The organism is Paraburkholderia acidisoli (assembly GCF_009789675.1).
GTDB lineage: Bacteria > Pseudomonadota > Gammaproteobacteria > Burkholderiales > Burkholderiaceae > Paraburkholderia > Paraburkholderia acidisoli.
Genome location: NZ_CP046916.1, coordinates 852,929 through 877,867, shown reverse-complemented (window position 1 = coordinate 877,867; position 24,939 = coordinate 852,929). Strand labels below are relative to the sequence as shown.

The window sequence follows — 24,939 nt, the reverse complement described above, 5'->3', positions numbered from 1 at the left end:
GGATCCTTATTCCTTCGATCCTTATTTCTTCGACGCTTGATCCTGTGAGGAGCCTCATTCATGTCTGAATCCATCAACGGCAAGGTGGCCGCCATCACGGGCGCGGCCTCGGGTATCGGGCTGGCCTGCGCGCGCGCGCTCATCGGCGAAGGCGTGAAGGTCGTGCTGATCGATCGCGCCGAAGACCGTCTCGCCCAGTGCTGCCAGGAACTCGGCCCGAACGCGTTCGGGCTTGCCATGGACCTGCTGAGACCCGCCGATTTCGCCACCATGCTGCCGCGCATTCTCGACCTCGCGGGCGGTCTCGACATCTTTCACGCGAACGCGGGCGCCTATATTGGCGGCGAAGTCGTGAACGGCAATCCCGACGACTGGGACCGCATGCTGAACCTCAACATCAACGCGGCGTTCCGCTCCGTGCGAGCCGTGCTGCCGCACATGGTCGCGCAGAAGTCGGGCGACATTCTGTTCACGAGTTCGGTGGCGGGCGTGGTGCCGGTGGTGTGGGAGCCGGTGTACACGGCGTCCAAGTTCGCGGTGCAGGCGTTCATGCACACCACGCGCCGCCAGGTCGCGAAGCACGGCGTGCGCGTGGGCGCGGTGTTGCCCGGGCCGGTGGTCACGGCGCTGCTCGACGACTGGCCGAAAGCGAAGATGGACGAAGCGCTCGCGCAAGGCAGCCTGATGCAGCCGCAGGAAGTGGCCGAGGCCGTGGTGTTCATGCTCACGCGCCCGCGCAACGTGACCATACGCGATCTCGTGATTCTGCCGAATAGCGTCGATCTGTGAACGCGATTACCCTACACGGGCGATCAGCCATGAAGACACCTACCGGGACGCCATGACAACTCAACAGCAAGGCCGCGCGCAATACGCGATCGGCGTGGACGTGGGCACGGGCAGTGCCCGCGCGGGCATTTTCGACGCCGCGGGACGCATGGCGGGCGCGGCCAAACGCGACATCACCGTGTTCCATGAAAGCGGTGCGATGGTCGAGCAGTCGAGCACGGAGATCTGGCGCGCCGTGTGCGACGCGGTCAAGGACGCGCTCGCGCAGGCGAAGGTCGCGCCTGAAGACGTGGCCGGCATTGGCTTCGACGCCACCTGTTCGCTGGTCGTGCTCGGCGCGGGCGGCACGCCGCTCGCGGTCGGCCCTTCGGAGAACGCGGAGCGCGACATCATCGTGTGGATGGATCATCGCGCGCTGGATCAGGCGGACCGCATCAACGCCACGCATCACCCGGTGCTGCGCTACGTGGGCGGCAAGATTTCGCCGGAGATGGAAACCCCCAAGCTGCTGTGGCTCCAGGAAAACCGGCCCGCCACGTTCGAAGCGGCGTGGCAATTCTTCGACCTGACCGATTACCTCACGTGGCGCGCGAGCGGCGACCTCGCGCGCTCGACCTGCACGGTCACCTGCAAGTGGACCTATCTCGCGCACGAACAGCGCTGGGACGAAAGCTATTTCCGCACTGTGGGCCTCGGTGTGTTGGCCGACGAAGACTTCGCGCGCATCGGCCAGCGCATCGTCGAGCCGGGCACGCCGCTCGGCCAGGGCCTGACGCCCGAAGCCGCCGCGCAACTCGGCCTGCGCGCGGGCACGCCGGTCGCCACGGGCGTGATCGACGCGCATGCGGGCGGGATCGGCACGGTGGGCGCGCAGGGTGACCCGGAGGCGAGTCTCGCCTACGTGTTCGGCACCTCGTCGTGCACCATGACGACCACGCGCGATCCCGTGTTCGTGCCGGGCGTCTGGGGGCCGTATTTCTCGGCGATGGTGCCGCAAGCCTGGCTCAACGAGGGCGGTCAATCCGTGGCGGGCGCGGCCATCGACCGGCTCGTGGCGATGCACCCGTACGCGGGCGAAGCGGCGCAGCGCGCGGCGCAGGCGGGGCAGTCGCTGCCCGCGATGCTGGCGGCGCTCGCCGCCGAAGCCGCGGGCACCGGGGGCCTGTCCGGTGCCATCGATCTGACCCAGGGGCTGCACGTGGTGCCCGAATTTCTCGGCAATCGCGCGCCGTTCGCCGACCCGCATGCGCGCGCCGTGATCGCCGGGCTCGGCATGGAAACGGATCTCGCGAGCCTCGTCGCGCTCTACGTGGCGGGGATCGCGAGTATCGGCTACGGGCTGCGCCAGATCATCGACGTGCAGGCGCGCGCGGGTGCGTCCATCGAGCAGATCGTGATTAGCGGCGGCGCGGGGCGCCAGGATCTCGTGCGTCAGCTGCTCGCCGACGCCACCGGGAAGCCCGTGCTCGCGACCGCCGCCGAGGAACCCGTGCTGCTGGGCGCGGCGATGCTGGGCGGCGTGGCGGGCGGTCTGTATGCCGATGTGCGCAGCGCCATGGCCGCGATGTCGCAGATCGACAAGACCTATGCGCCCGCGACCGGTGAAACCGTCGCCACGCACGATGCGCGATACCGTGCGTTCACGCAGTTGCAGGACGTGGCGCGCGCAATTCGGTGAGTGTCTGGCGCGGCGCGTTGGCGGTTATTTCTTGGGGTCGGCGCCGGTTCACGCGGAAACGGGTGTTGAGACTTTTTGAGCGTTCCGGCGATCCGGCGATCCGGCGCTCCGGCTTCGCGTACTTCAGGCCGCCTCGCCGTTGCAAGCGGCCACGGCGGGCGCGGCTTCGAGCTGGGCCAGATGGCGCAGCAGCTTCTTCGTCATCGCGACCACGGTGAAGCCGAGCAGCACGAAAAACATCGCGAGCGGCGTGAGCACGTGCACGGAGACAAAGCCCGCCAACCCCATCATCGCCGATGAAACCAGCAGCAGCGCGCAGCCGAGGATCGCGCTCGTGAGTCCCGCGATATGCGGGAACAGCGAGTTGCCCTTCGCCATGAACGTGGGGTACATCGCGCCCGCGCAGAAGCCCATGAACAGCACGGGCATGGCGAGCGTCCACACGCGCAGACCCACCACGAGCGCCAGCGCGAGCATCACCACCGCCGCGCCCGCCATCGCGTGCGAGCCCCAGCGCAGGCGCTGCTCGGGCGTGGGCGCGAGCGGGCCGTGCAGACGGTTCGAGAGGCCGCCGAGGAAATACATGAAGCCGATGCCGAGCGCGAGATAGCCGAAGTAAGTGGGCGGCTTGTGCAGCGTGCTCAACACCATGAACGGCCCGACCACGTTGAACACGAGCAGGATCGAATAGCACAGGCCCTGCGCGAGAAAGCAGCTTTGAAACACGGGGCTCGCGAGCACCTTGCCCGCATTCGAAACGAGCGTGCGTACTTCGAGCTGCACGGGCTGACGCAAAGTTTCCTGGTAACGCCAGAGCAGCGCCCACATCACGATCGAATAGATCAGCAGGAAGATCAGGCACGCCTGCCAGTCGAACCATTCCTGCAAGTGCGCGCCAATCACGGGCGCGACGATCGGTGCGAGTCCCCAGGTGATCGACATGTAGGTGAACGCGTGCATGAGCGCGCTACCCGTGAACGAATCCGTGATGATCGCTTTCGCGAGCAGATTGGTGGCGGCGATCCCGAAGCCTTGCAGGCAGCGCGCGAACACGAAGGTCTCGAGATTCGGCGCGCACAGCGAGAGCACGCAGCCGACCGTGTAGACGACCAGGCCGAAGGCGAGCACGCGCTTGCGCCCGATGGCGTCGGAGACGGGCCCGAACACGAGCTGGCCGAGCGAATACGCGGCCAGATAGACGGAGACGCTCGACTGGATCGCCTGCGGCGAGGTCGAGAAATAGCGCGCCATGGCGGGCAGCGCGGGCACGTAAATGTCGATGGCGAGTTGGCCCGCGGAGGCGAACAGGCAAATCAGGAACAGCAGGAAGCGCGGCGAATTGGGGCGCGCGCCGCCTGTGGCGTCGTGGTCGTTCATGTGAGGCGGAGAGGGCGATGGGCGGCGCCGTGGCGGCCTCCCCAAGCGTTCGTATCGCGAACGCGGGAGGGCCGGGCGGCGCTTTGCCCGTAAAGAACGCGTATTTTGCCTGCGATTGCGGCGCGTCGCCCAAAGCCCATCGCGGGGAAAGGGATGCGCACCGGAACTCCGACGATGTTCGAGCGCGCGGTGCGCGGTGGACGTGTCATCGGTTTGCCATCGGTTTGCCATCGGTTTGCCATCGGCGTGGCAGTCGGCGCGCGACGATCGCATCGGCATGAATCGCCTGCGGAGCACGGCTGCGCGAGCGCGGGCCCGACTCTTGCGGGGCGCAAGGCATCTCCCACTCAAGGACAACGTGGAGTGCCCCATGTCAGAAAAGAGGCCGCAGCCCAGTGAGCGACATCCGACCACGGCTGACGACTACGATGTGTTTTGCGGCGAGCAGATCGACAGCGCAGGGCGCTATTTCGGTCTGCTGCGCATACGCCGCAAGTACGACGGACGGATCATCTATCCGTTCGAAGGCTGCTCGCGCGCGGGCCCCTGCGCGACGGGCCCGGAAGCGCGCCGCGAAGCGCTCGCGCTAGCCGATGCATTGATACGCGCCGATATCGCGACGCCGGAGCCTTGACGGTTCGCAGTGGCGCCAAGGTGGACGGGCGGCGTTGCGTGGCGTTTTTCACGCGCAATCGCGCGACGCTGCCCGCGAACGCGCCCCGTTTCCTGCCGCGCGCCTGACTAACCCGGTAGAGGTATACGAAGGCGGCAAGCGAAGGCGGTGGTGCATTAGCCATCCGGCCGTGCCGCGTCGTCCCACCCCTGCGCGCCGATCAACGGGACGAAACGCACGCGTTCGAACGAGGCTTCCTCGAACGTGACGGCGTCGCGCCGCGTGAGCCGCACGAGCCGTTGCATCCCCCGGCCGGTTTCGACCGGCATGACGATACGCCCGCCCATGGCCAGTTGTTCGCGCCATGCTCGCGGCACGCCGGGGCCGCCGGCGGCGCACAGGATCGCGTCGAAGGGCGCGGCCTCGGGAACGCCGAGCGTGCCGTCGCCAGTACGGCAATCGACGTTGCGCACGTTCAGGCGCGCGAGCGTCTCGCGGGCGTGTTGCGCGAGACCGGCGTCGCGCTCGATCGACACGACCCTCGCCGCGAGACGCGCGAGGATCGCCGCCGCGTAGCCCGAACCGGTGCCCACGTCGAGCACGTTGTCCGTCGCCCGCACCTGCGCGAGATCGATCATGCGCGCAACGATATACGGCTGCGAAATGGTCTGAATGCTCGATTGACTACGCGCTTGGCTGTCTGCTTGGCTGCCCGCTTGACTGCGCGCCTGATTGCCTGCGTGACGACCGATCGGCAGCGCGGCGTCGGCATACGCGTGCTTCTGCAACGCCGGCGGCACGAACACGTGACGCGGCACGGCGGCGAACGCGGCCAGCAAGGCGGTGTCGTGTATACCGCGCGCGCGGATCTGCCGGTCGACCATGGCGGCGCGCTCCTGCGCGCGGCCGTCGCCGGATTCAACGCTCTGGGCCATGGTGCGTCCCGCCCCGGCTATTGCGGCGCTTCATCCACATCGAGCGTGTTGCGCACGCCCACCACGTTGTCGATCTGCTTGACCGTTTGCTCGGCTTGCGCCTTCTGTGCGCGGCGCGGCACCACGCCGCTCAAGGTGACGACACCGCTTTCCGTCGTCACATGGATATCGCCCGAGTCGAGATCGGACGCCGCGAGCAGCGCGGCTTTCGCTTTCGCGGTGATGAGCGCGTCGCCGCTTTGCTGGCCCAGACTCGGGCCGCTGTTCGTGAGCGAATAAGGCGGCGTGGCGTTCGCGCGGCTTTGTGCGACGGCACGGGTCGCGCCGAGGGTGCCAAAGGTGCCGAGTGCGGCCGCGAGCGCGAGTCGCGCGCCGTGCCGGATGGGTGCGAAGACTGACATTCGATACTCCCGATGACGTGCTCGATCGACCTGAACGCGCGCAACGCGCATGCCGCCACGCGAGTCGTTTCTTCGGATCCCGGCGATCGAAGAAAATTGTTCTACTCGCGCCCGATATCGTCAGGAAATTTGGAAGCCGATTCCCCGCGTCCCCGCGTAGCATTGCCCGCATTCCGAAGCCCGCTTCCCGACCTACCCGCTCTCATGACGACGACCCCCGCCCACACTCCTTATTTCGACTACGCGGCGACCACGCCCGCCGACCCGCGCGTGATCGCGGCCATGGCGGCGTGTCTCGGCATCGACGGCGATTTCGGCAATCCGGCCTCCAGTTCGCACGACGCGGGCCAGCGCGCGAAACGGCTCGTGGAAACAGCGCGCAAGCAGGTTGCCGCGCTCATCAACGCTGACGCGCAAGACATCGTCTGGACCTCGGGCGCCACCGAATCGAACAATCTCGCGCTCAAGGGTTACGCAGAAAACGCGGGCGCACGCGGCGACACCCGCACGCATCTGATCACCAGCGTGCTCGAGCACAAGGCCGTGCTCGACACCGCCGCCTGGCTCGAGCGCCACGTCGACCGCCACGGCATGAGCGTCACGCGCCTCGCGCCCGCCGCGAACGGCGCGATCACCGCCGAAGCCGTGGCCGCCGCCCTGCGCCCGGACACCGGCCTCGTTTCGCTGATGCTGGTGAACAACGAACTCGGCACGCTCACCGACATCGCCGCGATCGCCCGCGTGGTGCATGCGGCCGGCGCGCTGCTGCACGTGGATGCGGCGCAGGCGCTCGGCAAGACGCCCATCGACGTGCAAGCCCAGGGCATCGATCTGCTCTCGATGTCGGCGCACAAGGTCTATGGGCCCAAGGGGATCGGCGCGCTCTACGTGAGCCGCGCGGCATTCGAGCGCGTCGCGCCGCAGATGCACGGCGGCGGTCACGAACGCGGCCTGCGGTCGGGCACGCTCGCGACGCATCAGATCGTGGGCATGGGCGTGGCGTGCGAACTCGCCGGCGCCGCGCTGGACGACGAACACGCGCGTATCGACGCGCTCGCGCGGCGACTGCTCACAGGCGTGCTCGCGCTGCCCGGCGTCACGCAGAACGCCGCGCACGCGCCGCGCATTCCCAACACGCTGAGTCTCACGATCGATCTGCCCGGCTTCTTTCCCTTCCTGCTCACGGGCGACATGGCGATTTCGTCCACCTCGGCCTGCAACTCGGCGGCGGGCACGCCATCGCACGTGCTCACGGCTATCGGCCTGAACGCCGAAGCCGCGAGCCGCACCGTGCGCCTGAGCCTGGGCCGTTTCACCACGGCGGCCGACATCGATTTCGCGATCGACTGCATCGCGCGCGTGGTGGCGCAGTGCCAGCCGCGCACCGAAGCCACGGCCACGGCTTGATGCCGCATTCGCACCGCCTTCCGGATTCGCGATGATCGTCTCCCTCGCACTCGGCGCGATGATCGGCGCGCTGCTCGGCCTCACCGGCGCGGGCGGCGGCATTCTGGCCGTGCCCGCGCTCGTCGTGGGCATGGGTTGGCCGATGCAGCAGGCCACGCCCGTTGCGTTGATCGCGGTGGCGTTCAGCGCGGCCATTGGCGCGCTCGAAGCGTTCCGGCGGCGGCTCGTGCGGTATCGCGCGGCGTGCTGCATGGCGCTCGCGGGCGTGCCGGCCACGTGGATCGGCGTGCAACTGGCGCAGCATCTCTCGCAGCGCGTGCTGCTCGCGCTGTTCGCCGCGGTGATGGCCGTGGTGGCGGCGCGGCTGTTGTGGCAGACGGTCGGGCACGGCGAGCCGCACCCGGAGGCGTCGCCGCTGTGCGTCGCGCGCATCAACCCCGATACCGGCAGGCTCGCGTGGTCGCCGCGCACGGCCGTCGCGCTCGCTTCCACGGGCGCGCTCACAGGGCTCATGACGGGCCTGCTGGGCGTGGGCGGCGGCTTCATCATCGTGCCGATGCTGCGCAAGCTCACCAATATCTCCATGCACGGCATCGTGGCGACTTCGCTGGCGGTGATCGCGCTCGTGGGCAGCGGCGGCGTGATTTCGACCGTGCTGCACGGCGTGCCGCTGCGGCTCGACCTCACGGTGTGGTTCACGTTCGCCACCGTCGCGGGCATGGTGCTCGGGCGTCAGGCTTCGCGGCGCGTTTCCGCGCGTCACACGCAAATGGGCTTCGCGGGCATTCTCGTGTGCGTCGCGTGCGGCTTGCTCGCGAAGGCGGCGCTGGGCGCCTGACAGGCTCGGCGCGCCCGCTTCACCCGACGCGTTTGCGTGTCATGGTGGCCCCGCGCCGTCGTGCCGTCGCGTGCGGCTCGCTGGCCTGAGCGGCGCTGGGCGCCAACATGCTCGGCGCGCCTGCTTCACCCAACGCGTTTGCGTGTCATGGCGGCCCCGCGCCGTCGTGCCGTCGCGTGCGGCTCGCTGGTCAAAGCGGCGCTGGGCGCCAACATGCTCGGCGCTCCCACCCGGTGCGCTTGCGCAGCATGGCGGCCCCGCGCCGTATTCGTCGCCGCGTGGAGCGTTAGCTCGCGCTCGCGAAATCCGTCGATGCCGACAGCGCACGCCACGCGTCCATCTCCTGCGCCACGTAGTCGTTTTTCGCGCTGATGGCCGCGAGCGTGTCGGTGCCGAGCGGCAGGCGCAGCGGCGGCGCGGGCGCATCCACCAGCGCGATCATCGCCGCGGCGAGCTTCGCCGGATCGCCGGGCTGATTGTGGTTCAGCTCGCGCGCGCGGCGGCGCACCGCACCCGAGGTCGCGTCGTAATCGTCGATCACCTGCGGGGCCACGACCAGCGAAGACGCATCGAGAAAGTCGGTGCGGAAGTAGCCCGGCTCGACCACGGTCGCATGAATGCCGAGCGGCGCGAGTTCCGCGCGCAAGGCCTCGGTGATACCTTCCACCGCAAATTTCGTCGATGAATACGCGCCGAATCCCGCCGCCGCGCGATAACCGCCAATCGACGAAATATTGACGACGTGACCCGCGCGTTGCGCGCGCATGACCGGCAATACGGCGCGCGTGACGTTGAGCAGGCCGAACACGTTGGTGTCGTACATGCGCCGAACGTCTTTGTCCGCCGACTCCTCGATCGCGCCGAGCAGGCCGAACCCCGCGTTGTTGACCAGCACGTCGATGCGGCCGAAACGCGCGATCGCCGCCCGCACGGCGTCGTGCGCCTGGTCTTCGCGCGTGACGTCGAGCGCGACGGGCAGCAGCGCGGCCGAGGTGCCCAGACGTTGCGTGATCGCCTCCACGTTGCGGCCCGCGGCGACCACCGCGTTGCCGTCGGCGAGCGCCGCTTCCGCGATCAGCGCGCCAATGCCGCGCGAAGCGCCCGTGATGAACCAGACGCGCTTGAACTGCCCTTGTTCGATAGTGGCCATGACGTTCTCCTTGCTGAGGTGAGGTGAGTGACGTCATCGTAGGCGCGACGATTGACCCGAACTAGACCATAATCACTGGAATCATTGGCAAGCGGAAGTTGCTAATTGGCGAACGAATGCCAACCGGTGGCCAACCGGTGGCCAATCGGAACGCAAACGTAAACGCGAGCGCAAGCGCAACCTGAAACTCGACCGGAAGCCGGCATGAACGAAATTCGCGCAATCACCACCTTCGTGCGCGCTGCCGCGCTGGGCAGCCTGCGGCGCGCCGCGGTCGATCAGGGCATCTCGCCGCAGGCCGCGAGTCAGGCCGTCATGCAACTCGAAAAGTCGCTGGGCGTGCGGCTTTTTCATCGCACCACGCGCAAGCTGAGTCTGACCGAGGAAGGTCAGCGCCTCTACGAGAGCGCCAGGCCCGCGCTCGCCACGCTGACTTCGGCGCTGGACGAGGCGCGGCGCTCGACCGAAGCGGCGAGCGGCCCGTTGCGCGTGAGTGCGCCGCGCGCGCTGGGCATGCCGGTGTTGTGGGAACACTTCGAGGCGTTCGCGCAGCGCTATCCCGACGTACAGCTCGAAGTGCAGTTCGATGACCGCTTCACCGACCTCGTGAGCGAACGCGCGGACGTGGGCTTTCGCGGCGGCCCGCCGCCTGCGGGCGGCTCCATCGCGCGGCGGCTCGTGCCGATCCAGTTGATCGTGTGCGCGTCGCCGGACTATCTCGCGCGTCACGGCGCGCCGCGCAGCATCGACGATCTCGCGCGGCACCGCTGCACGGGGTATCGGCGTGCGAATACGGGCAAGCTCGCGCAATGGGCGTTTCAGGTGCGCGACGAGATCGTGTGGCGCGACGTGCCGCCTGTGATCCACGTGAACGATACGGAGATGGAAACGCAGGCCGTGCTGGCGGGGCTGGGTATCGGCCAGCTAGGCAGTTTCAGCGCGGCCACGCCTATTCGCGAAGGCCGGCTCGTGGCGCTGCTGGCGGAGCACGTGGTCGACTACGGCGCGCTCTACATCTACTACGGGCATCGCACGGAACAGCCGCTGCGCGTGCGGACTTTCATCGACTTCATGATCGGGCGGCTGGCGGACAACCGGCAGTATTTCCTGACCGCCGACGAACTGGCTGCGGCGATGCGACCCTGAGTGCCGCCACAGCGATCGTCCACGTGCCGCTCAGCTTTGTCCCGAGCGGCCAAAACGCTTGAGGATCAGCACGCACAGCGCCGGAATATGGACGATGCCCATGCCGCACGCGATCACGACCCACGGCGGCGCGACCTGGCCCGCCAGCATCGCGCCGATCACGCCGAACATCAGCCCCACGGCGATGAGCGTTACATGGGCGATCACGCGTTTGCGCCCCGGCTCAGTGAAGCGCGAAAGGCTCGTGTGCACATAGCCGACGATCAGCAAGGCGAGAGTGGTGACGGCGGCAAACATCGGTTCGGTTCCTTGTACGGCGTGAAGAGAGGGCGCGCGCCCGCGTGCAAGCTCGACGCGCGCCGACTCCGGTTCAAGGCTCCACGCCGCGCCCCGGGCCGGGCAGGTTCGACGATCCGGTTGGCAGGTCGCCCACGCGGCCGTCCTCGGCGCCCCAGTACGGCGCGCTGCCGTAGTAGTCGCAGATGCCGCGTTCCCAGTCCGGGTCGGCCATTGCGGGCCAGTGGTCCTTGTCGAAGCCCGGCGCGTCCTTGAGCTTCTCGGCGGGTACGGGCAGCAGCACATGATTATGCGTCAGGTCGAGCATCACGGCGCGCCACGGCACGGCGAGCAGCTTGCTGCCCAGGCCCGCGATGCCGCCGACCGAAACGACCGCATAGGCAATGCGGCCGCGGCGCACGTCGAGCATCACGTGTTCGAGTTTGCCCGCGTGCTTGCCGTCCGAGGCGATCACGCGCGCGCCGCTCAACGCCACGGCGCCGACCAGACCGACATCGGCGGCATCGGTTTGCGGCAACAGCGGCGGGGCGGGAGTGGTGGGGTCCATGAAAACCTCCTGGTTCGTGGATGGCGGCATTGTGATCGATTATGTCGATGTGGCTCATGTGGCTCATGTGGCTCATGTGGCTCATGTGGCTCATGTGGCTCACGCAGCGCTAATGACGCAACCTTCGCGCCCGGCGTACGGCCTTTGCGCGCCCAGCGGCGGCTGGGAGACGCATGAGTGCGCACGGGCATCGCGTTTGCGGTGGGCACGTCGTTAGATGAAGGCGACTTTCGCAGGAGGAATCGCCATGAACGACGAACGTGAAGAACGCATCCGCCGCCGCGCGTATCAGCTTTGGCAAGACGACGGCGCGCCCGATGGCAAATCCGACGAATACTGGAGCCGCGCGGAGAAACAGGTCGCCGCCGAATACGACGCCGAGAGCGACTCGGGCGGCGTGGCCAGCGATCAGTCCGGCAAACGCCGTGTGGTGGGCGACCCGCTACAGGAAAGCGATTCGTTGCCACCGGCCGAACTCTCGCGCGACGAGCGCCGCGGCGGGGCGCCGAAATAACGTTTGCCGACGTTTCCGTGCACGTAATGGCCGCGAAACTAACCCATCAGTGACGCGGCCACCGCGTTTCTGAACGGCGCGAGCCGCGAGGCCGCGCGCAGCATGACTTCGCGTGCGAGCCGCGCGGGCAGCGTGCCGTTCGTATAGATTTCGGTGACGAAGCGAGTGGCGAGAAACAACGGCCGCGTTGCGCGCTGGTGTCGTAGTTCATAGCTTCGTAAAACCGCTGCTGCGCCGATGTCGCCGCCTGCGCGTCGCGCATGCGTCACGCTTTCGCACAAGGTTTCGATACTGGCGAGACCAAAGTTGAAGCCGTGCGCCGTGACCGGATGCATGCCGACCGCCGCATCGCCAACCGTGGCAAAACGCGTGGCCATGAAACGGTTGGCGTAGACGGATACGAGCGGGTAGCAGTGGCGTGTACTCGCGAGTTGCATCGCGCCGAGGCGCCCTGCAAAGCGTTGTTCGAGATGCGCGTTGAATGCGGTCTCGCTCATGGCGGCCACCGCCTCCATTGCGTGAGCCGATAAAGTTAGGACCACGGAAGATTGATGCGCACCGCTTTCCGCGTGCGCATTCATCGGCAGTAACGCCAGCGTCTGGCCGTAACCGAACCACTCCCAGGCGGCCTCGCGATGCGGCTGGTCGTGCGTCATGCGGCACACCAGCATGGTCTTGCCGAAGTCGTGCAGGTCGGCGGCGATGCCCATCATGCGGCGCGTGGGCGAAAAGCGGCTGTCGGCGGCAATCACCAACGCGGCCGTGAGCGTCGCGCCGCTCGCGAGCGTCACCCTCGCGCTTTCGGCGTTGGCCGTGACGGCGCTCACCGTTTCGCCCGCCATCAACGTGATGTCGCGATGCGTGGCGATACTCGCCTGCACCGACTCGAATGCCGCCCGGCGAATCACGTGATTGGCCACGAGCCAGCCCAATTCCGCATGGTTGCCGGAACGAGCATTCCCCGCGCCGATTTCAAGCGCATGCATCGACATGCCATTGAAAATTTTTGCCGCGCGCATGGGCGAACGGGCATCGGCATCGATGCGTTCCCATACGTCGAGATCGCGCAATAGGCGCACGGACTTTTGCGTCAGTGCGATTTCGCGGCCGTCGAATGCGGGCGCTGCCAATGCGTCGGTCGCCTGCTGCTCGATTACCGTGATACGCATGCCGTGGCCGCTGAGCGCACGCGCGAGACATAAGCCGACGGGACCGCCGCCGACGATGATGACGTCGTTGTTCATGAAGCGGTTGCCCGGATGCGAGTGAGCGAAAAACGGCAAGACGGAAGAGTCGACGCGCGATGCACGATGTGATCCCTCACGCGACCGGCGCTACGCCCATTTCGCGCATGTGGCCGATCATCATCGCGTCCATCGTTCTCACATGATGGGCGAACCAGTCGCGCAATTCGGCGCTCAGACCGCGGCCCAGATCGAAGCGGCCGTTCTCCACGATTTCCGCGCGCACGGCGCCGGCCACGTGCAGCACGTTGCGATGCTGACCGGTATGGCAATGGCGGCCAGCGAAATCCATGGCGTCCATCCAGCGCTCCTCCTGCGCGAAGTGTTCTTGCGTATGCGCGATCCACGCGTCGAGCGCGGCAACGAGCGTGTCGTCCGGGGCATCGCGGGTCTGGTCGAGCAGGCGCATGAACCCGGCGTGCATGGCGTCGGTGACGGGTTCGCCGAGATGGAGCTCGGCAGGCAAATGCGAGGCGGGAATGGCAGCGGAAAGGGACATGAAAACGGCGCGAGTGCTTCTCGAGGAAATTATCAAGATAACAATGGCGCACGTTATTTCTGATGATCTCGCGCAAATGTCGTGATATGTCCCGATGGCGTGCGGCATTTAGTCCGATGAATGCCCTACGCGGGGTGCGATCGCACGATATTCGCCATCCAACAGTCGATCAATTCAATTCGTTTTTTCGATGAATCAAATTTGAACGCTTCTGGAAATATCGGTTTCCCCTGTTTATTGAGCGCCAAACAATGAGTTAAGCGCCTTCATGGCCCATGCAGCCGCATTCATTTCCTTCATACGAATACGTTGCAGGCACAACAGCGTGACGCCGGCGTTATTCATTTTCTTCACGAGAAACGCAGTAATTCGGCTGAGCGTTTCAGCATCGAAACATTTTGCACACGTTTTCAGTCATGCGTTCAGCATGAAAACGATGAGTGCCGCTTCACAGCGCGGATTGCGGCCGATGGCATGGATTTGGCTAAAAAGGCCCCCCAAGGCATCCGGTCGCCGCGCGTTCGCGATAACGAGGGTCATCGCAACGTTTATACGGCCGACCGCATGACGTGCTTGTCTCCTGTCGCCCCAACAGGTCTGCGACAAACCCACAAGCCATCCCCGCGTCGGTGAGCATGCCTATTACTCAACCGGCCGGATACCTTGTGCGCCGCACGCACCGGACCGAACCGTGCGCGCCGCCCGACAGCGGCGCGTACCGAGGCGTAGCGGGGGTTTCGCTTGACGAAGCGCGACGCGCGTTCATGACGCGCGTAGCGATCGTGGTTCGCGCGATGGGGTGTCGCGCGCGCCGCCTTCGTCTCACGGGAGAACGCGATGAGAACTTCAAAACCCAATCAGTACTACTACACAATGCGCCGCGGCTTCAGACTGTGTGCCATTAGCGCCGCCATCGTGCTGCCGGCCATGGCCGCGCATGCCGCAAGCGGCGACGATCCCACATCTTCCATCATGGTTGCCGCCGACGCGCCAGTCCAGGCGAGCGGTGCCAGCGCCAATCCGTTGGGCAGCACGGCGCCCGCCGATGCCAGAAGCGTGAACCCGGCCGCGCAGAGCGGGCCGCAAGTCGAAAACACGCGCGCCGCGCGGGTCGCTTCCGGCATCACCGGGCCGAACGATTGCCAGGGCAATCTCGGTGCGTGTGCCGGCGGCGACAGCGGGGTTGCCTCGATCGCAGCGAACGAGAGCAGCGGCGGGAATGGCGGCCTTTCCACGGGCACGAGCGGTTCGACGGGCAGCACGACGACCTCGGGGTCGATCGGCACGTCGGGATCGACGACGGGCACCGGCGCCGCGACGACGGGCGGGACCTCGCCGGGTAGCCCCGGCGGGAGCACGACCGGCTCGGGTAATGGCACGGGCAGTACCGGATCGCCTGGGGTGAGCGGCAGCTCGGGGAGTACCGGGGCGACTGGGAGTACCGGCGGCACGGGAAGCACCGGTAGTACGGGAAGTACCGGCAGCACGGGAAGTACCGGCAGCACGGGAAGCACCGGTAGTACGGGAAGCACCGGTAGTACGGGAAGTACCGGTAGTACGGGAAGCACCGGAAGCACCGGTAGTACGGGAAGTACCGGCAGTACGGGAAGCACCGGTAGTACGGGAAGTACGGGAAGTACCGGTAGTACGGGAAGTACCGGTAGTACGGGAAGTACCGGCAGCACGGGAAGTACCGGCAGTACGGGAAGTACCGGCAGTACGGGCAGCACCGGAAGCTCTGGCGGCCATCACGGCGGTGGCGGGAATGGTGGGCACAGCGGCGGCTCCGGTTCAGGGCCTAGTGGCGGCACGGGCTCTGGCCCTGGCGGTGGCACGGGGTCCGGCCCATCGGGCCCAGGCGGAGGTGGCGGTCATAGCGGCGGCGGTTCAGGCTCGGGGCCCGGTGGCGGCTCTGGTCCGAGTGGCCCTGGCGGTAGCGGTGGCTCTGGTCCGAGTGGTCCCGGCGGTAGCGGCGGCTCAGGCCCAAGTGGCCCCGGCGGCGGCCACGGCGGTGGCGGTTCCGGTCCGAGCGGCCCCGGCGGTAGCGGTGGTTCTGGTCCGAGTGGTCCTGGCGGCGGCCACGGTGGTGGCGGTTCCGGTCCGAGCGGTCCTGGCGGAAGCGGTGGCTCTGGTCCGAGTGGTCCCGGCGGTAGCGGCGGCTCTGGTCCGAGCGGTCCTGGCGGCGGCCACGGTGGTGGCGGTTCCGGTCCGAGCGGTCCTGGCGGAAGCGGTGGCTCTGGTCCGAGTGGTCCCGGCGGTAGCGGCGGCTCAGGCCCAAGTGGCCCCGGCGGCGGCCACGGCGGTGGTGGTTCCGGTCCGAGCGGCCCTGGCGGTAGCGGTGGCTCTGGTCCGAGTGGTCCCGGCGGAAGTGGTGGCTCAGGCCCAAGTGGCCCCGGCGGCGGCCACGGCGGTGGTGGTTCCGGTCCGAGTGGCCCTGGCGGTAGCGGTGGCTCAGGCCCTGGCGGTCCCGGCGGTTCCAGCGGCCATAGTGGTGGCGGCTCCGGTTCGGGACCGGGCAGCAGCGGCGGCGGTCACGGCAGCGGCCCTGGCGGCGGCGGTGGCTACGGCGGTGGCGGCAGTGGTTCCAGCTCGGGCGGCGGCAGCGGCCCCGGTTGCGGACCGAGCGGTCCTGCGGGCGGTTCGTCGAGCGGTCACGGTGGCGGCTTTGGCGGAGGCTTCGGAGGCGGCCATGGCGGCGGCTTCGGAGGGGGCTTCGGCGGCGGTCACGGTGGGGGGTATGGCGGCGGCCACGGTGGTGGAAGCGGCGGTGGAGGCGGTGGCGGCCACGGCGGCGGTCACTGATCGGCCAGAAGAAGCATGAGCGCATCGCCAGCGTGAATCAGCGCTGGCGATGCCGTCTCTCTCCATGGTTTCAGCGTAGCGGCGACGATGCCGGACGTTTTCGCGCGGCTCGCTATCGCGGCCGGACACCTCATCGCGAATCGTTTCCCATTGCGATCGACATCGACATCGACGAAATCTAATCGCCAATCCGCAGCGGGCACTCCAACACGGCTTAACGCACGATCATTCGCGCTCGCGAAACGCATCGACGACATGCAGCGTATGCGCGTACACCGCCCCCGCGCGCAGCACGACGGCAATCGCATACGCCTCGTCCAGGGCCTCGGTCGTTGCATGCGCAACTAGCGCCTGTTCGTGCAGCACCACGCGCCGCGCTTCGTTCGACTGCGCATACGCCACGGCCGCGGCAGTAAGCCAGACCAGAGCGTTATCGATGACATGGGTGGCGAACACGGTCTGCGCGAACTCGAGGCGTGCCTTCGCGACGCGCGTGTTGCGTAGCCCCGCTTCATCGTCGATGGAAAGCGCGCCGTTCGTTACCGCGAGCGTCGCCGCGCCGAGCGATTCCAGCGCCGCGCTCAGATAACTCACGGCGAGCGCTTCGGCCTCGGTCGCGCCGCACTTGCGCGCAAGCGCCGCGTGATGCTCGATGCAGAACGCGCAGCGCGTGATCTGCGCAATCGCGATCGCGACCAGGTGCTTGTCCTTCTCCGACAACGCGCCCGCGCGCCACACGGGCGCCGAGAGCGCGCGAAACGCTTTGGGCCCGGCGTGCAGGCGTTCGAGGGCGCCCACGAGGCGGGCTTCGTCGTCGTGTGTGCGGTGTCCGCTCATCGAAATACTCTCTGCAAAAGGGGAAGTCAGCGCGGCCGGACGATCGCCGAATCGCGTCTTTCAGTTGGACGCGTCGTGCCGGATGCGCGCCGCGCCGGATCCGCCGCGGCCAGCACGGCGATCAGGCTCACCACGCCCAAGCCGCTGATATACGCGCAGATGTACCACGGCGACCCGTGCCCGAGCGCGAGGAGCGCCGCCGCCACGAACGGCGTCAGGCCGCCCGAGATCAACGTGCCGATCTGGTAGCCGAGCGAAATGCCGCTATAGCGGACCTCAACGGGGAACTGCTCCGCGAACCAGGCCGCGCCGGGCGCGTAGATCGCGGCATCGAAAATGGCCAGCTCGATGGCGAAGACCACCGGTAGATAACGCAGATCGCCGTGATCGAGAAACCAGAAGAACGGCCACACCAGCAGGCTGATGCCGACCACGGCCCACACCGCCGGACGCTTGCGGCCGATACGGTCGGAGAGCGCGGCCCACAGCGGCGTCGCGACAATGGCGAACGCCGAGCCGACGATCACCGCGCTCAGCGCGAACGACGCGCCGCCGCGCTTGAGATTCAGATAGCTGATGGCGTAGGTGGTGACGATCGCGTACATGGCCGGTTGCAGCAGCCGCAAGCCGATCGTCACGAGCAGGGCGCGGCGATGATGGCGGAACACGTCGGCGACGGGCAGACGGCGCAGCTTGCCTTCGGCCTGGGCTTCGAGGAACGGCGCCGGTTCGTGAATGCGCGCGCGTACGAACACGCCCACGGCCACCAGCACCACGCTGAACAGGAACGGCAGGCGCCAGCCCCACGCGGCGAAGTCGTCGGCGGAAAGCCACTGCCGCACGCCGAGAAACGTGCCCGAGGCGAGCAACATGCCCGCCGCCGAGCCGACCTGCGTGAACGAACCGAGCAGGCCGCGCGAACGCGCGCTCGCGTGTTCGACCGAGAGCAGCGACGCGCCGCCCCATTCGGCGCCTGTCGCCACGCCTTGCAGCAGGCGCAACGCGACGAGCAGGGCGGTCGCGAGCAGACCGGCTGTCGCGTAGGTGGGCAGCAGGCCCGTGAGCAGCGTGGCGATACCCATCAGCACGAGCGAAAACACCAGTACGCGCTTGCGCCCGATGCGGTCGCCGAAGTGCCCCGCGAACACCGCGCCGAGCGGCCGCGCGAAGAAGCCCACGCCGTACGCCGCGAACGAACCGAGGATGCCGGTCAGCGCACTCGTGTTGGCCGGAAAGAACGCATGGCTGAATACGAGCGCCGAAGCGGTGCTGTAGATGTAGAAGTCGTACCACTCGATCGTGGTGCCGATGAAGGCGGCGAAGCCGACGCGCGCCGCGCCATTGCGTGGCGAACGTTGCGGCGAAGACGCCGATGTCGATGAAGTTGAAGCCGAGGTTGAGAGGCGCGTGGACATGATTCAGCAAGCACAGGAAAAGCCGGTCAGTTGACCATGCCAGGCGCCATCGGCCTAACAACGATTCGTGCTTTGCATCGAAGCGGCGGCGCGTATAAGCAACGCGCGAATTGCGATTTGGCGTGCCGCCCGTGGCTCCTAGAATCGACGCTTTCTACTTGCTGCCGCAACGAACGCCATGCCTCGCCAGATCCGTTTCAATGCTTTCATGATGAATTGCGTGGCGCATCTCGCGCCCGGTCAATGGACTGCTCCCGACGACCGCTCGGTCGATTATCTCGACACGTCGTATTGGGTCGAACTCGCGAAAGTGCTCGAAGAAGGCCTGTTCGACGGCTTATTTCTCGGCGACGTGATCGGCCTCTACGACGAATACGGCGGCAGTCCCGCCACGGCCTTGCGCACCGCCGCGCAGGTGCCGATGAACGATCCCGCCGTGCTGATTCCGCTGATGGCGCATGCCACGCGCCATCTCGGGTTCGGGCTCACCGTTTCGGTGGCTTACGAGCAGCCGTATCTGCTCGCGCGCCGTTTCACCACGCTCGATCATCTGAGCGGCGGCCGCGTGGCATGGAACGTCGTGACCTCGTATCTGCAAAGCGGTGCGCGCAGTCTCGGTCAGGACGCCTTGCGCGCGCACGATGCTCGCTACGATCGCGCCGACGAATTCATGTCGGTCTGTTATCAGCTTTGGGAGGGCAGCTGGGAGGCGGGCGCGGTGCTGCGCGACCGTGAGCGCGGTATCTATGCCGATCCGGCGCGCGTGCATGCCGTGCAGCACGAAGGCGCGCATTTTCGCGTGGACGGCGTGTTCCAGTGCGAGCCTTCGCCGCAGCGCACGCCGTTGCTGTTTCAGGCGGGCGGCTCGACACGCGGCACGCAGTTCGCCGCCCGGCACGCCGAGTGCATTTTTCTGGGCGCGCCCACGCGCAACGGCTTGCGCGCGGCGGCGGCACAGGCGCGCGCGGCGTTGCGCGACGCGGGCCGGGCGCCCGACAGCGCGCGGTTATTCGCGATGCTCACCGTTATCGTCGATGAAACCGCCGAGCGGGCGCAAGCGCGCTACGAGGCCTGCCGCGCGCGGGCCAGCTACGAGGGCGCGCTGGCGTTGCTGTCGGGCTGGACCGGGATCGATCTCGCGCGTTACCGGCCGGAGGACACGCTGCAGTACGTGGATACCGACGCCGGGCAGTCCGCGCTCGCGTCGTTCAGCAAGCTCGACCCCGACAAGGTCTGGACCGTGCGCGACGCCGTGGAATTCGTCGCGATCGGCGGGCGTGGCGCGGTGATCGTTGGCGACGCGCGGCAGGTCGCCGACGAACTGCAGGCGCTCGTCGAGGACACCGGCATCGACGGCTTCAATCTCGCGTGGGTCGAATCGCCGCGCACGTTTCACGACATCGTGCGCTACCTCGTGCCCGAGTTGCAGCGGCGCGGCGCGTACAAGACGCGCTACGAACCCGGTACCTTGCGCGAAAAGCTGCTGGGCGGCGGCGCGCAACTCGAAGCGCCGCATGTGGGGGCGTCGTATCGGGTTTGATCGCCGCGTGGGTGCCGCTGTGGGAGCGTGAAGCGATCCGGCTGGAGCGCTCGTCGAGCGTCGTCGTGCTTGCGCTGAGCGACACGGACAACAGACAGCACAACCGCAAGCCTCGGGCACAGCGTTTGCGAATATCCATTCCGAATAATCACGAGTTAAGTCGGATCTGGATTTCAACGAAAGCATCCCGATAACTGCTTGCAAGCTGGTGTTTCGCGGGCATCGCGCGCGTGGGTTTTCATGTCGATAATTTGTGTTATGTAAAATAAGAAATCCTCGACATGACACGCCTCGACCATGGCATCGCGCGAATCCCGCTCGCCAGCAAAGGCGCGCCTAACCATGATTCCCGCACAAGCTCCCGATTCCCCGATGATCGAAGCCGCCACGCCCGGCGAACCCACACGGTCGCAACGCATCGCGATCTGGCTCGGCGTGGTGGCCGTGCCACTGATCTGGCTCGCGCATCTCACGCTCGGCGTGGTGCTCGTCTCGCGCATCTGCGGCGACGCTCTCGCGCATAGCGTGCCGTCGTGGGAAGCCATTCGCTGGATTGTCGGTGTGAGTTCGGCCGTTGCGTTCATCGCCGCACTCGGCATCGCCTGGGCGGCCGGTCGCGCCTGGCGGCAGATTCTTTCCGTCTCCACGGGCAAGCGCGACTCGCAGCGTTTCATTGCTTGGTGCGGCGCCACGGCATCGGTGGCGTTCACGTTCGGCATCGCGTTTTCGAGCTGCATTCTCGTGGCCGCGCCGATCGAACGGCTTTGCGCGCCGTTCCAGTAACGCCTGCCGAATTCGTCGACGAAAAAACAGCGGGCGCCCGCAGGCGCCCGTCGTATTGCTGATTCTTCCGATCAATCAGCTGCCGAGCAGCGACTGGAAGTCCGAAAGCTGTTCCGTGTACGTGCCCGTCTTGCCGTTCGCCGTCACCGTGACGCCCAGCGTGCTGCTGCCCTGCACCACCAGCGTTTCGGTCGCGCTGTCGCTCGTAAGCGTGAGCGTGCCGGCCGTGAGCGAACCGTTCTTGAACGCGATCGGCGTGGAGGTTGCCACGTCGAAGGTCATCGTGACGTCGCTGGCCGCGATGCCGATCGATGCCGACGCCGTGATCGTCTGCGCTTGCGTCGTGGGGTTCTGCACGCGCGTGAAGGCGAGCGAGCCCACCGTGATCGTGCCGGTGATGCTCGAGGCCGGTAGCGTGCGCGCGATCGTGACGGTCGGCGCGCTGGCCGTAGTCGTCGTGTTGCCCGTGGTGGCGTCGTAGCTGGTCGTGTACGTGACGCTGCCGTTGAGCGTGGTGGTTCCGTTCGACGAGGTCAGCACGAGGTTGTTCGCGCTCGCGAGCGCCGTGTACGACCAGTTCGCGTTGGTTGCGCCCACTGTGCCCTGCACGCTTTGCACCTGCAGCGACATCGAGCCCGTTACCGAATCGTGTGATGAAACGCCAGGCGCCGAAATTTCGCCCACACAGCCGTTGAACGTCACATTGGCGTTCTCGCCCACCGTCACGCCCGTGGTCGTGGGCAACGTCACCGTATAGTTGCCGCTGGTCGAGCACGAACTGCTGCCGCTCACCGCACCGGCCAGCGCCTGCTTGACGAAGGTCTGCGCCACGGCCGCGTAAATGGCACCTACGCCCGGACCGCCGATCAAACCGAAGGCGCCCGCGTAGCGCGCAACGTGCTCGCTTTGGACTGCTGAAGAAAGTTTCAACTCGTTGCTCGACGCGCTCGCCGGCGCGCTCGAACCGCCGCCGCATGCGGCGAGACCTGCCGTTGCCACCACGATCGTTGTGACCGCAACCGAACGCACCATTCCCTTGTAAAACATCCCTGCTCCCGTATCGACAGTGGCGCGCTGCCGTGACCCGGCCGCACTTCGCCATGACCGGAATTATCGGGAGACCCGCAGCGCGCCGATTCATCGATAAGCCCTTGAAAAACCAGCCAATCCGCGCATTCGAATCGTCATCAGAAAGCTTTACCGATGCGTTCGAAGAAGGGTCAAATGGAAGTTTGCGAACCTGTCGATTTGAAGGGTCATCACCCCGCATCTCGCCCGATTGAGGCGCACGCAACGATCGTAAAGTCTCATCCGTCGGCAGCCAGCGAGTGGCGCGCGCCGGCTCCAGGGAGAGAACGTAGTGAAATCGATCAGCAAAACGATGTATCGGGTGGCGCGCGTCGCAGCGGGCGTCACGGCGCTCGTTTGCGCGGCAGGTGCCGCGCACGGGCAGGAAGTGTATGTAACGGGCGGCACGCTCGGCGCAGGTCTGGGCGGCGCGCTCAATCTCGGGCCGCATTTCGGCGTGCGCGCGGATGCGGAAGGTCTCGGCTTCAGCCACGACTTCACGGCCGGTGACAATCGCTATAGCGGGCACCTCACGCTCGCGCAAGGCGGCCTTTATATGGACGTGTTCCCGTTCGCCTCGAGCGCATTCCGCTTCACGGGCGGCGCGATCATCAACGGCGACACGCTCACGGCCGCGGCCCTGCCGAACGCGGACGGCAACTACAAGATCGGCAACGACTTCGTGCCCGCGGTGGGCGGCGCGCCCACGGCCAAGGCAACCATGCCGCGCGTGATGCCGTATTTCGGTGTGGGCTATGGCCACAAGAAGCCCGTGCGCGGGTTTGGCGTGACGTTCGACCTGGGCGTGGCGTACGGCAAGCCGCACGTGGATTACAGCGTGCCGGGCATTTATCAGCTGTTCGTTTCGCAGCAGGATATCGCCGACGAAGAACATGACCTGACCTCGAAGATCGAAAAGTACCACTGGTATCCGGTGGTTCAGGTCGCGCTGACGTATCGTTTTTAAGTTGTGGTTTTAGCGCTTGGTTTTAACGCACAGTGAAGGCGCTTTAAAGACAGACCGCAAAGCGGTTTAAAGGCGCCGTCAATGCGCCTTTAAAACACCGGCATGCCGATGTCGCATGCAAGGGAATGCGCGGGAGAGTGCGGGAATGTCGTAAGATAGGTTTTTCGATATCCACGACATTCACGCTCGCGCGCGGGCATTTACCCGCGCCGTTCGCCGCGCCACCACGCCCTGCATGAACCGACCGTTACCGACCGAGGCCACCGCGCCCGCAGCCGTTCCGCTTCGCGCGATCATGATTCTCGTGACCGGCGCGCTCTTCATGGAGATTCTCGACGGCACCGTGATCGCCACGGCGTTGCCCGCCATGGCGCGCTCGTTCGGCACCACGGCCGTCGCGCTCAACATCGGCGTGAGCGCATATCTGCTCGCGCTCGGCGTGTTCGTGCCCGCGAGCGGCTGGGTCGTCGACCGCTTCGGCGCGCGCCGCGTGTTCGCGTTCGCCATCGCCCTGTTCACCCTCACCTCCGCCCTGTGCGGCATGTCGAACGGTCTCGTGACCTTCGTCGCGCTGCGCGTGCTGCAAGGCATCGCGGGTGCGTTGATGGTGCCGGTGGGCCGTCTCGTGGTCATGCGCTTCACGCCCAAGGCGCAACTCATGGCCGCGATGCAGTCGCTCATCTGGCCCGCGCTGATCGCGCCCGTGCTCGGGCCGCCCATCGGCGGTTTCATCACCACGCATTTCGGCTGGCGCTGGATCTTCTATCTCAACGTACCCATCGGGGTGGTCGCGCTCGTGGCCGCGTGCCTGCTGATTCCGGACGCGCGCGAGACGCGCGAACGCCGTTTCGACTGGCCCGGCTTTCTCTTGAGCGGCGCAGGCACGTTCGTGCTGCTCACGGGTTTCGAGCGCGCCGACGAACGCCTCGACGCCGTGACCTTCGCCATGCTGCTGGGCGGCGTCGCGCTGCTCGTGGTCGCGATCCGGCATTTGCTGCGCTCGCGCGCGCCGCTCGTCGATCTTTCGGCGTGTGCGATTCCCACCTTTCGTGCCGCGTTGCGCGGTGGCTCGCTCGCGCGCATGGCCATCGGCAGCGCGCCGTTTCTGTTGCCGCTGATGTTCCAGGTGGGCTTCGGCTACGACGCGTTCCATTCGGGGCTGCTCGTGCTCGCTGTGTTCGCGGGCAATCTCATGATGAAAACGATCACCATGCCCATTCTTCAGCGCTTCGGTTATCGGCCCGTGATGATCTGGAACGGCACGTTCTGCGCGCTCAGCCTCGCCGCCTGCGCCCTGCTTCAGCGCGACACGCCCGTGGCGCTCACCGTCGTCATTCTGTTCGTGGGCGGCATGACGCGTTCGATGCAGTTTTCCGTGCTCAACACGATCGCCTACGCCGACGTCGCGAAGGAACGCATGTCGGATGCCAACAGCCTCTTCAACACCGCCTCGCAGATCGCCATGGCCGCGGGCATCACGCTCGGCGCGCTCGGCGTGCGCTTCGGTCATTTCCTCGCGGCGCGCGCGGACTGGCATGCGAGCGGCGTGGAATACCGGCTCGCGTTCGTGCTGATCGGGCTCGTGGCGCTGGCGAGTATCGTCGATGCGGTGCGCCTGCCGAAAGGCGCGGCCGACCACTTCATCACGCGCCCGTCATGAGCGAGGCGAGTCGCATGGGCCGTGCGCGCGCTATGGACGATCTTGGCGATCTTGGCGATCTTGGCGATCTTGGCGATCTTGGCGATAGGGGCGCGTGGCAGCGCGTATGCGAATCGGCCGCCGTCGTGGCGGGCGAAGTGCGCGGCTTCGTCGTGGGCGGCGCGTGCCTCGCCGTGTGGCGCGACGGCGAAGGCGGCGTGCACGTCTGGGACGATCGTTGCCCGCATCGCGGCGTGCCGCTTTCGGAGGGCTTCGTTTCGGGCGGTCTCCTCACCTGCCCCGCGCATGGCTGGCGCTTCGACGTGAACGGCGAGCAGATCCGCCTCATCACGTCGAGCACGCCCGTGTGCCGCGATCCGTCGCGTGCCGTCGTGCACGAAGCCGAGGAGCGCGACGGCAACATATTTATGCGCGCCGCGCCTGGCTAGTCGA

23 protein-coding genes and 1 pseudogene are annotated in these 24,939 nt (G+C 66.9%); 12 read left to right on the top strand and 12 right to left on the bottom strand.

Annotated elements, in window-relative coordinates:
• Positions 1-60: 60 nt before the first annotated feature.
• On the top strand, positions 61-789 hold the full coding sequence (locus FAZ98_RS32845) for an SDR family oxidoreductase (RefSeq protein WP_158958008.1): 729 nt from the start codon (positions 61-63) through the stop codon (positions 787-789).
• Positions 790-841: 52 nt separating this feature from the next.
• Positions 842-2,467: an FGGY-family carbohydrate kinase gene (locus FAZ98_RS32840; protein ID WP_158958006.1), complete on the top strand. Its 1,626-nt coding sequence runs from the start codon at positions 842-844 to the stop codon at positions 2,465-2,467.
• A 123-nt stretch (positions 2,468-2,590) separates the two neighbouring features.
• Here the strand turns inward: FAZ98_RS32840 and FAZ98_RS32835 are convergent, their stop codons facing one another.
• Positions 2,591-3,844 carry a multidrug effflux MFS transporter gene (locus FAZ98_RS32835; RefSeq protein WP_158958004.1) on the bottom strand — a complete coding sequence of 418 codons (1,254 nt, stop codon included), beginning with the start codon at positions 3,842-3,844 and terminating at the stop codon, positions 2,591-2,593.
• A 370-nt stretch (positions 3,845-4,214) separates the two neighbouring features.
• On the opposite strand from FAZ98_RS32835, the gene FAZ98_RS32830 reads away from it, so the two are divergent.
• Complete coding sequence (locus tag FAZ98_RS32830; protein WP_158958002.1) at positions 4,215-4,478, top strand: DUF6723 family protein; 264 nt, start codon at positions 4,215-4,217, stop codon at positions 4,476-4,478.
• A 155-nt stretch (positions 4,479-4,633) separates the two neighbouring features.
• On the opposite strand, the gene FAZ98_RS32825 is transcribed toward FAZ98_RS32830, so the two are convergent.
• On the bottom strand, positions 4,634-5,392 hold the full coding sequence (locus tag FAZ98_RS32825; RefSeq protein WP_233272970.1) for a protein-L-isoaspartate O-methyltransferase family protein: 759 nt from the start codon (positions 5,390-5,392) through the stop codon (positions 4,634-4,636).
• A gap of 17 nt (positions 5,393-5,409) precedes the next feature.
• Positions 5,410-5,793: a BON domain-containing protein gene (locus tag FAZ98_RS32820; RefSeq protein ID WP_158958000.1), complete on the bottom strand. Its 384-nt coding sequence runs from the start codon at positions 5,791-5,793 to the stop codon at positions 5,410-5,412.
• A 204-nt stretch (positions 5,794-5,997) separates the two neighbouring features.
• Here FAZ98_RS32820 and FAZ98_RS32815 point away from each other — a divergent pair.
• Both FAZ98_RS32815 and FAZ98_RS32810 read left to right on the top strand, forming a co-directional pair.
• Positions 5,998-7,197: pseudogene (locus FAZ98_RS32815) on the top strand (cysteine desulfurase family protein); the annotation flags it as partial.
• A 34-nt stretch (positions 7,198-7,231) separates the two neighbouring features.
• Positions 7,232-8,038: a sulfite exporter TauE/SafE family protein gene (locus FAZ98_RS32810; protein ID WP_158957996.1), complete on the top strand. Its 807-nt coding sequence runs from the start codon at positions 7,232-7,234 to the stop codon at positions 8,036-8,038.
• 286 nt (positions 8,039-8,324) lie between these two features.
• Here the strand turns inward: FAZ98_RS32810 and FAZ98_RS32805 are convergent, their stop codons facing one another.
• Positions 8,325-9,188, bottom strand: coding sequence for an oxidoreductase (locus FAZ98_RS32805; RefSeq protein WP_158957994.1), 864 nt, complete (start codon positions 9,186-9,188; stop codon positions 8,325-8,327).
• Positions 9,189-9,392: 204 nt separating this feature from the next.
• Here FAZ98_RS32805 and FAZ98_RS32800 point away from each other — a divergent pair, with 204 nt between their 5' ends.
• Positions 9,393-10,334 carry a LysR family transcriptional regulator gene (locus tag FAZ98_RS32800; protein ID WP_158957992.1) on the top strand — a complete coding sequence of 314 codons (942 nt, stop codon included), beginning with the start codon at positions 9,393-9,395 and terminating at the stop codon, positions 10,332-10,334.
• Positions 10,335-10,364: 30 nt separating this feature from the next.
• On the opposite strand, the gene FAZ98_RS32795 is transcribed toward FAZ98_RS32800, so the two are convergent.
• The gene (locus FAZ98_RS32795; protein WP_158957990.1) at positions 10,365-10,631 is read right to left on the bottom strand and encodes a hypothetical protein; all 267 of its coding nucleotides are present in this window, start codon (positions 10,629-10,631) and stop codon (positions 10,365-10,367) included.
• A 73-nt stretch (positions 10,632-10,704) separates the two neighbouring features.
• Complete coding sequence (locus FAZ98_RS32790; protein ID WP_158957988.1) at positions 10,705-11,178, bottom strand: PRC-barrel domain-containing protein; 474 nt, start codon at positions 11,176-11,178, stop codon at positions 10,705-10,707.
• A 247-nt stretch (positions 11,179-11,425) separates the two neighbouring features.
• Between FAZ98_RS32790 and FAZ98_RS32785 the strand changes: the two genes are divergently transcribed.
• Entirely contained in the window at positions 11,426-11,692 is a 267-nt protein-coding gene (locus FAZ98_RS32785; protein ID WP_158957986.1) for a DUF2934 domain-containing protein, read from the top strand.
• A gap of 38 nt (positions 11,693-11,730) precedes the next feature.
• Here the strand turns inward: FAZ98_RS32785 and ubiM are convergent, their stop codons facing one another.
• The 5 genes from ubiM to FAZ98_RS32755 all read right to left on the bottom strand — a co-directional run bounded on the left by ubiM (position 11,731) and on the right by FAZ98_RS32755 (position 18,489).
• Positions 11,731-12,936 carry a 5-demethoxyubiquinol-8 5-hydroxylase UbiM gene (gene ubiM, locus FAZ98_RS32780; RefSeq protein WP_158957984.1) on the bottom strand — a complete coding sequence of 402 codons (1,206 nt, stop codon included), beginning with the start codon at positions 12,934-12,936 and terminating at the stop codon, positions 11,731-11,733.
• Between the two features lie 76 nt (positions 12,937-13,012).
• The gene (locus FAZ98_RS32775; RefSeq protein WP_158957982.1) at positions 13,013-13,435 is read right to left on the bottom strand and encodes a hemerythrin domain-containing protein; all 423 of its coding nucleotides are present in this window, start codon (positions 13,433-13,435) and stop codon (positions 13,013-13,015) included.
• An 866-nt stretch (positions 13,436-14,301) separates the two neighbouring features.
• Entirely contained in the window at positions 14,302-14,814 is a 513-nt protein-coding gene (locus tag FAZ98_RS35500; RefSeq protein WP_199272466.1) for a hypothetical protein, read from the bottom strand.
• Between the two features lie 1,648 nt (positions 14,815-16,462).
• Positions 16,463-17,074, bottom strand: a complete 612-nt coding sequence (locus FAZ98_RS32760; RefSeq protein ID WP_158957980.1) for a carboxymuconolactone decarboxylase family protein — start codon at positions 17,072-17,074, stop codon at positions 16,463-16,465.
• 26 nt (positions 17,075-17,100) lie between these two features.
• Positions 17,101-18,489, bottom strand: coding sequence for an MFS transporter (locus FAZ98_RS32755; RefSeq protein WP_158957978.1), 1,389 nt, complete (start codon positions 18,487-18,489; stop codon positions 17,101-17,103).
• A gap of 178 nt (positions 18,490-18,667) precedes the next feature.
• Between FAZ98_RS32755 and FAZ98_RS32750 the strand changes: the two genes are divergently transcribed.
• Both FAZ98_RS32750 and FAZ98_RS32745 read left to right on the top strand, forming a co-directional pair.
• Positions 18,668-20,029 carry an LLM class flavin-dependent oxidoreductase gene (locus tag FAZ98_RS32750; RefSeq protein ID WP_158957976.1) on the top strand — a complete coding sequence of 454 codons (1,362 nt, stop codon included), beginning with the start codon at positions 18,668-18,670 and terminating at the stop codon, positions 20,027-20,029.
• 342 nt (positions 20,030-20,371) lie between these two features.
• Positions 20,372-20,812 carry a hypothetical protein gene (locus FAZ98_RS32745; RefSeq protein ID WP_158957974.1) on the top strand — a complete coding sequence of 147 codons (441 nt, stop codon included), beginning with the start codon at positions 20,372-20,374 and terminating at the stop codon, positions 20,810-20,812.
• A gap of 75 nt (positions 20,813-20,887) precedes the next feature.
• Here the strand turns inward: FAZ98_RS32745 and FAZ98_RS32740 are convergent, their stop codons facing one another.
• The gene (locus FAZ98_RS32740; RefSeq protein ID WP_158957972.1) at positions 20,888-21,859 is read right to left on the bottom strand and encodes a hypothetical protein; all 972 of its coding nucleotides are present in this window, start codon (positions 21,857-21,859) and stop codon (positions 20,888-20,890) included.
• Between the two features lie 313 nt (positions 21,860-22,172).
• Here FAZ98_RS32740 and FAZ98_RS32735 point away from each other — a divergent pair, with 313 nt between their 5' ends.
• From FAZ98_RS32735 to FAZ98_RS32725, 3 genes are all read left to right on the top strand, one after another.
• Positions 22,173-22,847 carry a hypothetical protein gene (locus FAZ98_RS32735; protein ID WP_233272969.1) on the top strand — a complete coding sequence of 225 codons (675 nt, stop codon included), beginning with the start codon at positions 22,173-22,175 and terminating at the stop codon, positions 22,845-22,847.
• A gap of 235 nt (positions 22,848-23,082) precedes the next feature.
• A complete protein-coding gene (locus FAZ98_RS32730; protein ID WP_158957970.1) occupies positions 23,083-24,507 on the top strand; it encodes an MFS transporter in 1,425 nt (474 codons plus the stop codon).
• Positions 24,504-24,935: a Rieske (2Fe-2S) protein gene (locus FAZ98_RS32725; protein ID WP_199272465.1), complete on the top strand. Its 432-nt coding sequence runs from the start codon at positions 24,504-24,506 to the stop codon at positions 24,933-24,935. The genes FAZ98_RS32730 and FAZ98_RS32725 overlap by 4 nt, the downstream gene beginning before the upstream one ends.
• The last annotated feature ends 4 nt before the right edge of the window (positions 24,936-24,939 follow it).

Bases quoted from the DNA above. Each gene is read 5' to 3' on its own strand.
- FAZ98_RS32845 (WP_158958008.1), top strand. From the start codon at position 61: ATGTCTGAATCCATCAACGGCAAGGTGGCCGCCATCACGGGCGCGGCC.
- FAZ98_RS32840 (WP_158958006.1), top strand. From the start codon at position 842: ATGACAACTCAACAGCAAGGCCGCGCGCAATACGCGATCGGCGTGGAC.
- FAZ98_RS32835 (WP_158958004.1), bottom strand. From the start codon at position 3,844: ATGAACGACCACGACGCCACAGGCGGCGCGCGCCCCAATTCGCCGCGC.
- FAZ98_RS32830 (WP_158958002.1), top strand. From the start codon at position 4,215: ATGTCAGAAAAGAGGCCGCAGCCCAGTGAGCGACATCCGACCACGGCT.
- FAZ98_RS32825 (WP_233272970.1), bottom strand. From the start codon at position 5,392: ATGGCCCAGAGCGTTGAATCCGGCGACGGCCGCGCGCAGGAGCGCGCC.
- FAZ98_RS32820 (WP_158958000.1), bottom strand. From the start codon at position 5,793: ATGTCAGTCTTCGCACCCATCCGGCACGGCGCGCGACTCGCGCTCGCG.
- FAZ98_RS32810 (WP_158957996.1), top strand. From the start codon at position 7,232: ATGATCGTCTCCCTCGCACTCGGCGCGATGATCGGCGCGCTGCTCGGC.
- FAZ98_RS32805 (WP_158957994.1), bottom strand. From the start codon at position 9,188: ATGGCCACTATCGAACAAGGGCAGTTCAAGCGCGTCTGGTTCATCACG.
- FAZ98_RS32800 (WP_158957992.1), top strand. From the start codon at position 9,393: ATGAACGAAATTCGCGCAATCACCACCTTCGTGCGCGCTGCCGCGCTG.
- FAZ98_RS32795 (WP_158957990.1), bottom strand. From the start codon at position 10,631: ATGTTTGCCGCCGTCACCACTCTCGCCTTGCTGATCGTCGGCTATGTG.
- FAZ98_RS32790 (WP_158957988.1), bottom strand. From the start codon at position 11,178: ATGGACCCCACCACTCCCGCCCCGCCGCTGTTGCCGCAAACCGATGCC.
- FAZ98_RS32785 (WP_158957986.1), top strand. From the start codon at position 11,426: ATGAACGACGAACGTGAAGAACGCATCCGCCGCCGCGCGTATCAGCTT.
- ubiM (WP_158957984.1), bottom strand. From the start codon at position 12,936: ATGAACAACGACGTCATCATCGTCGGCGGCGGTCCCGTCGGCTTATGT.
- FAZ98_RS32775 (WP_158957982.1), bottom strand. From the start codon at position 13,435: ATGTCCCTTTCCGCTGCCATTCCCGCCTCGCATTTGCCTGCCGAGCTC.
- FAZ98_RS32760 (WP_158957980.1), bottom strand. From the start codon at position 17,074: ATGAGCGGACACCGCACACACGACGACGAAGCCCGCCTCGTGGGCGCC.
- FAZ98_RS32755 (WP_158957978.1), bottom strand. From the start codon at position 18,489: ATGTCCACGCGCCTCTCAACCTCGGCTTCAACTTCATCGACATCGGCG.
- FAZ98_RS32750 (WP_158957976.1), top strand. From the start codon at position 18,668: ATGCCTCGCCAGATCCGTTTCAATGCTTTCATGATGAATTGCGTGGCG.
- FAZ98_RS32745 (WP_158957974.1), top strand. From the start codon at position 20,372: ATGATTCCCGCACAAGCTCCCGATTCCCCGATGATCGAAGCCGCCACG.
- FAZ98_RS32740 (WP_158957972.1), bottom strand. From the start codon at position 21,859: ATGTTTTACAAGGGAATGGTGCGTTCGGTTGCGGTCACAACGATCGTG.
- FAZ98_RS32730 (WP_158957970.1), top strand. From the start codon at position 23,083: ATGAACCGACCGTTACCGACCGAGGCCACCGCGCCCGCAGCCGTTCCG.
- FAZ98_RS32725 (WP_199272465.1), top strand. From the start codon at position 24,504: ATGAGCGAGGCGAGTCGCATGGGCCGTGCGCGCGCTATGGACGATCTT.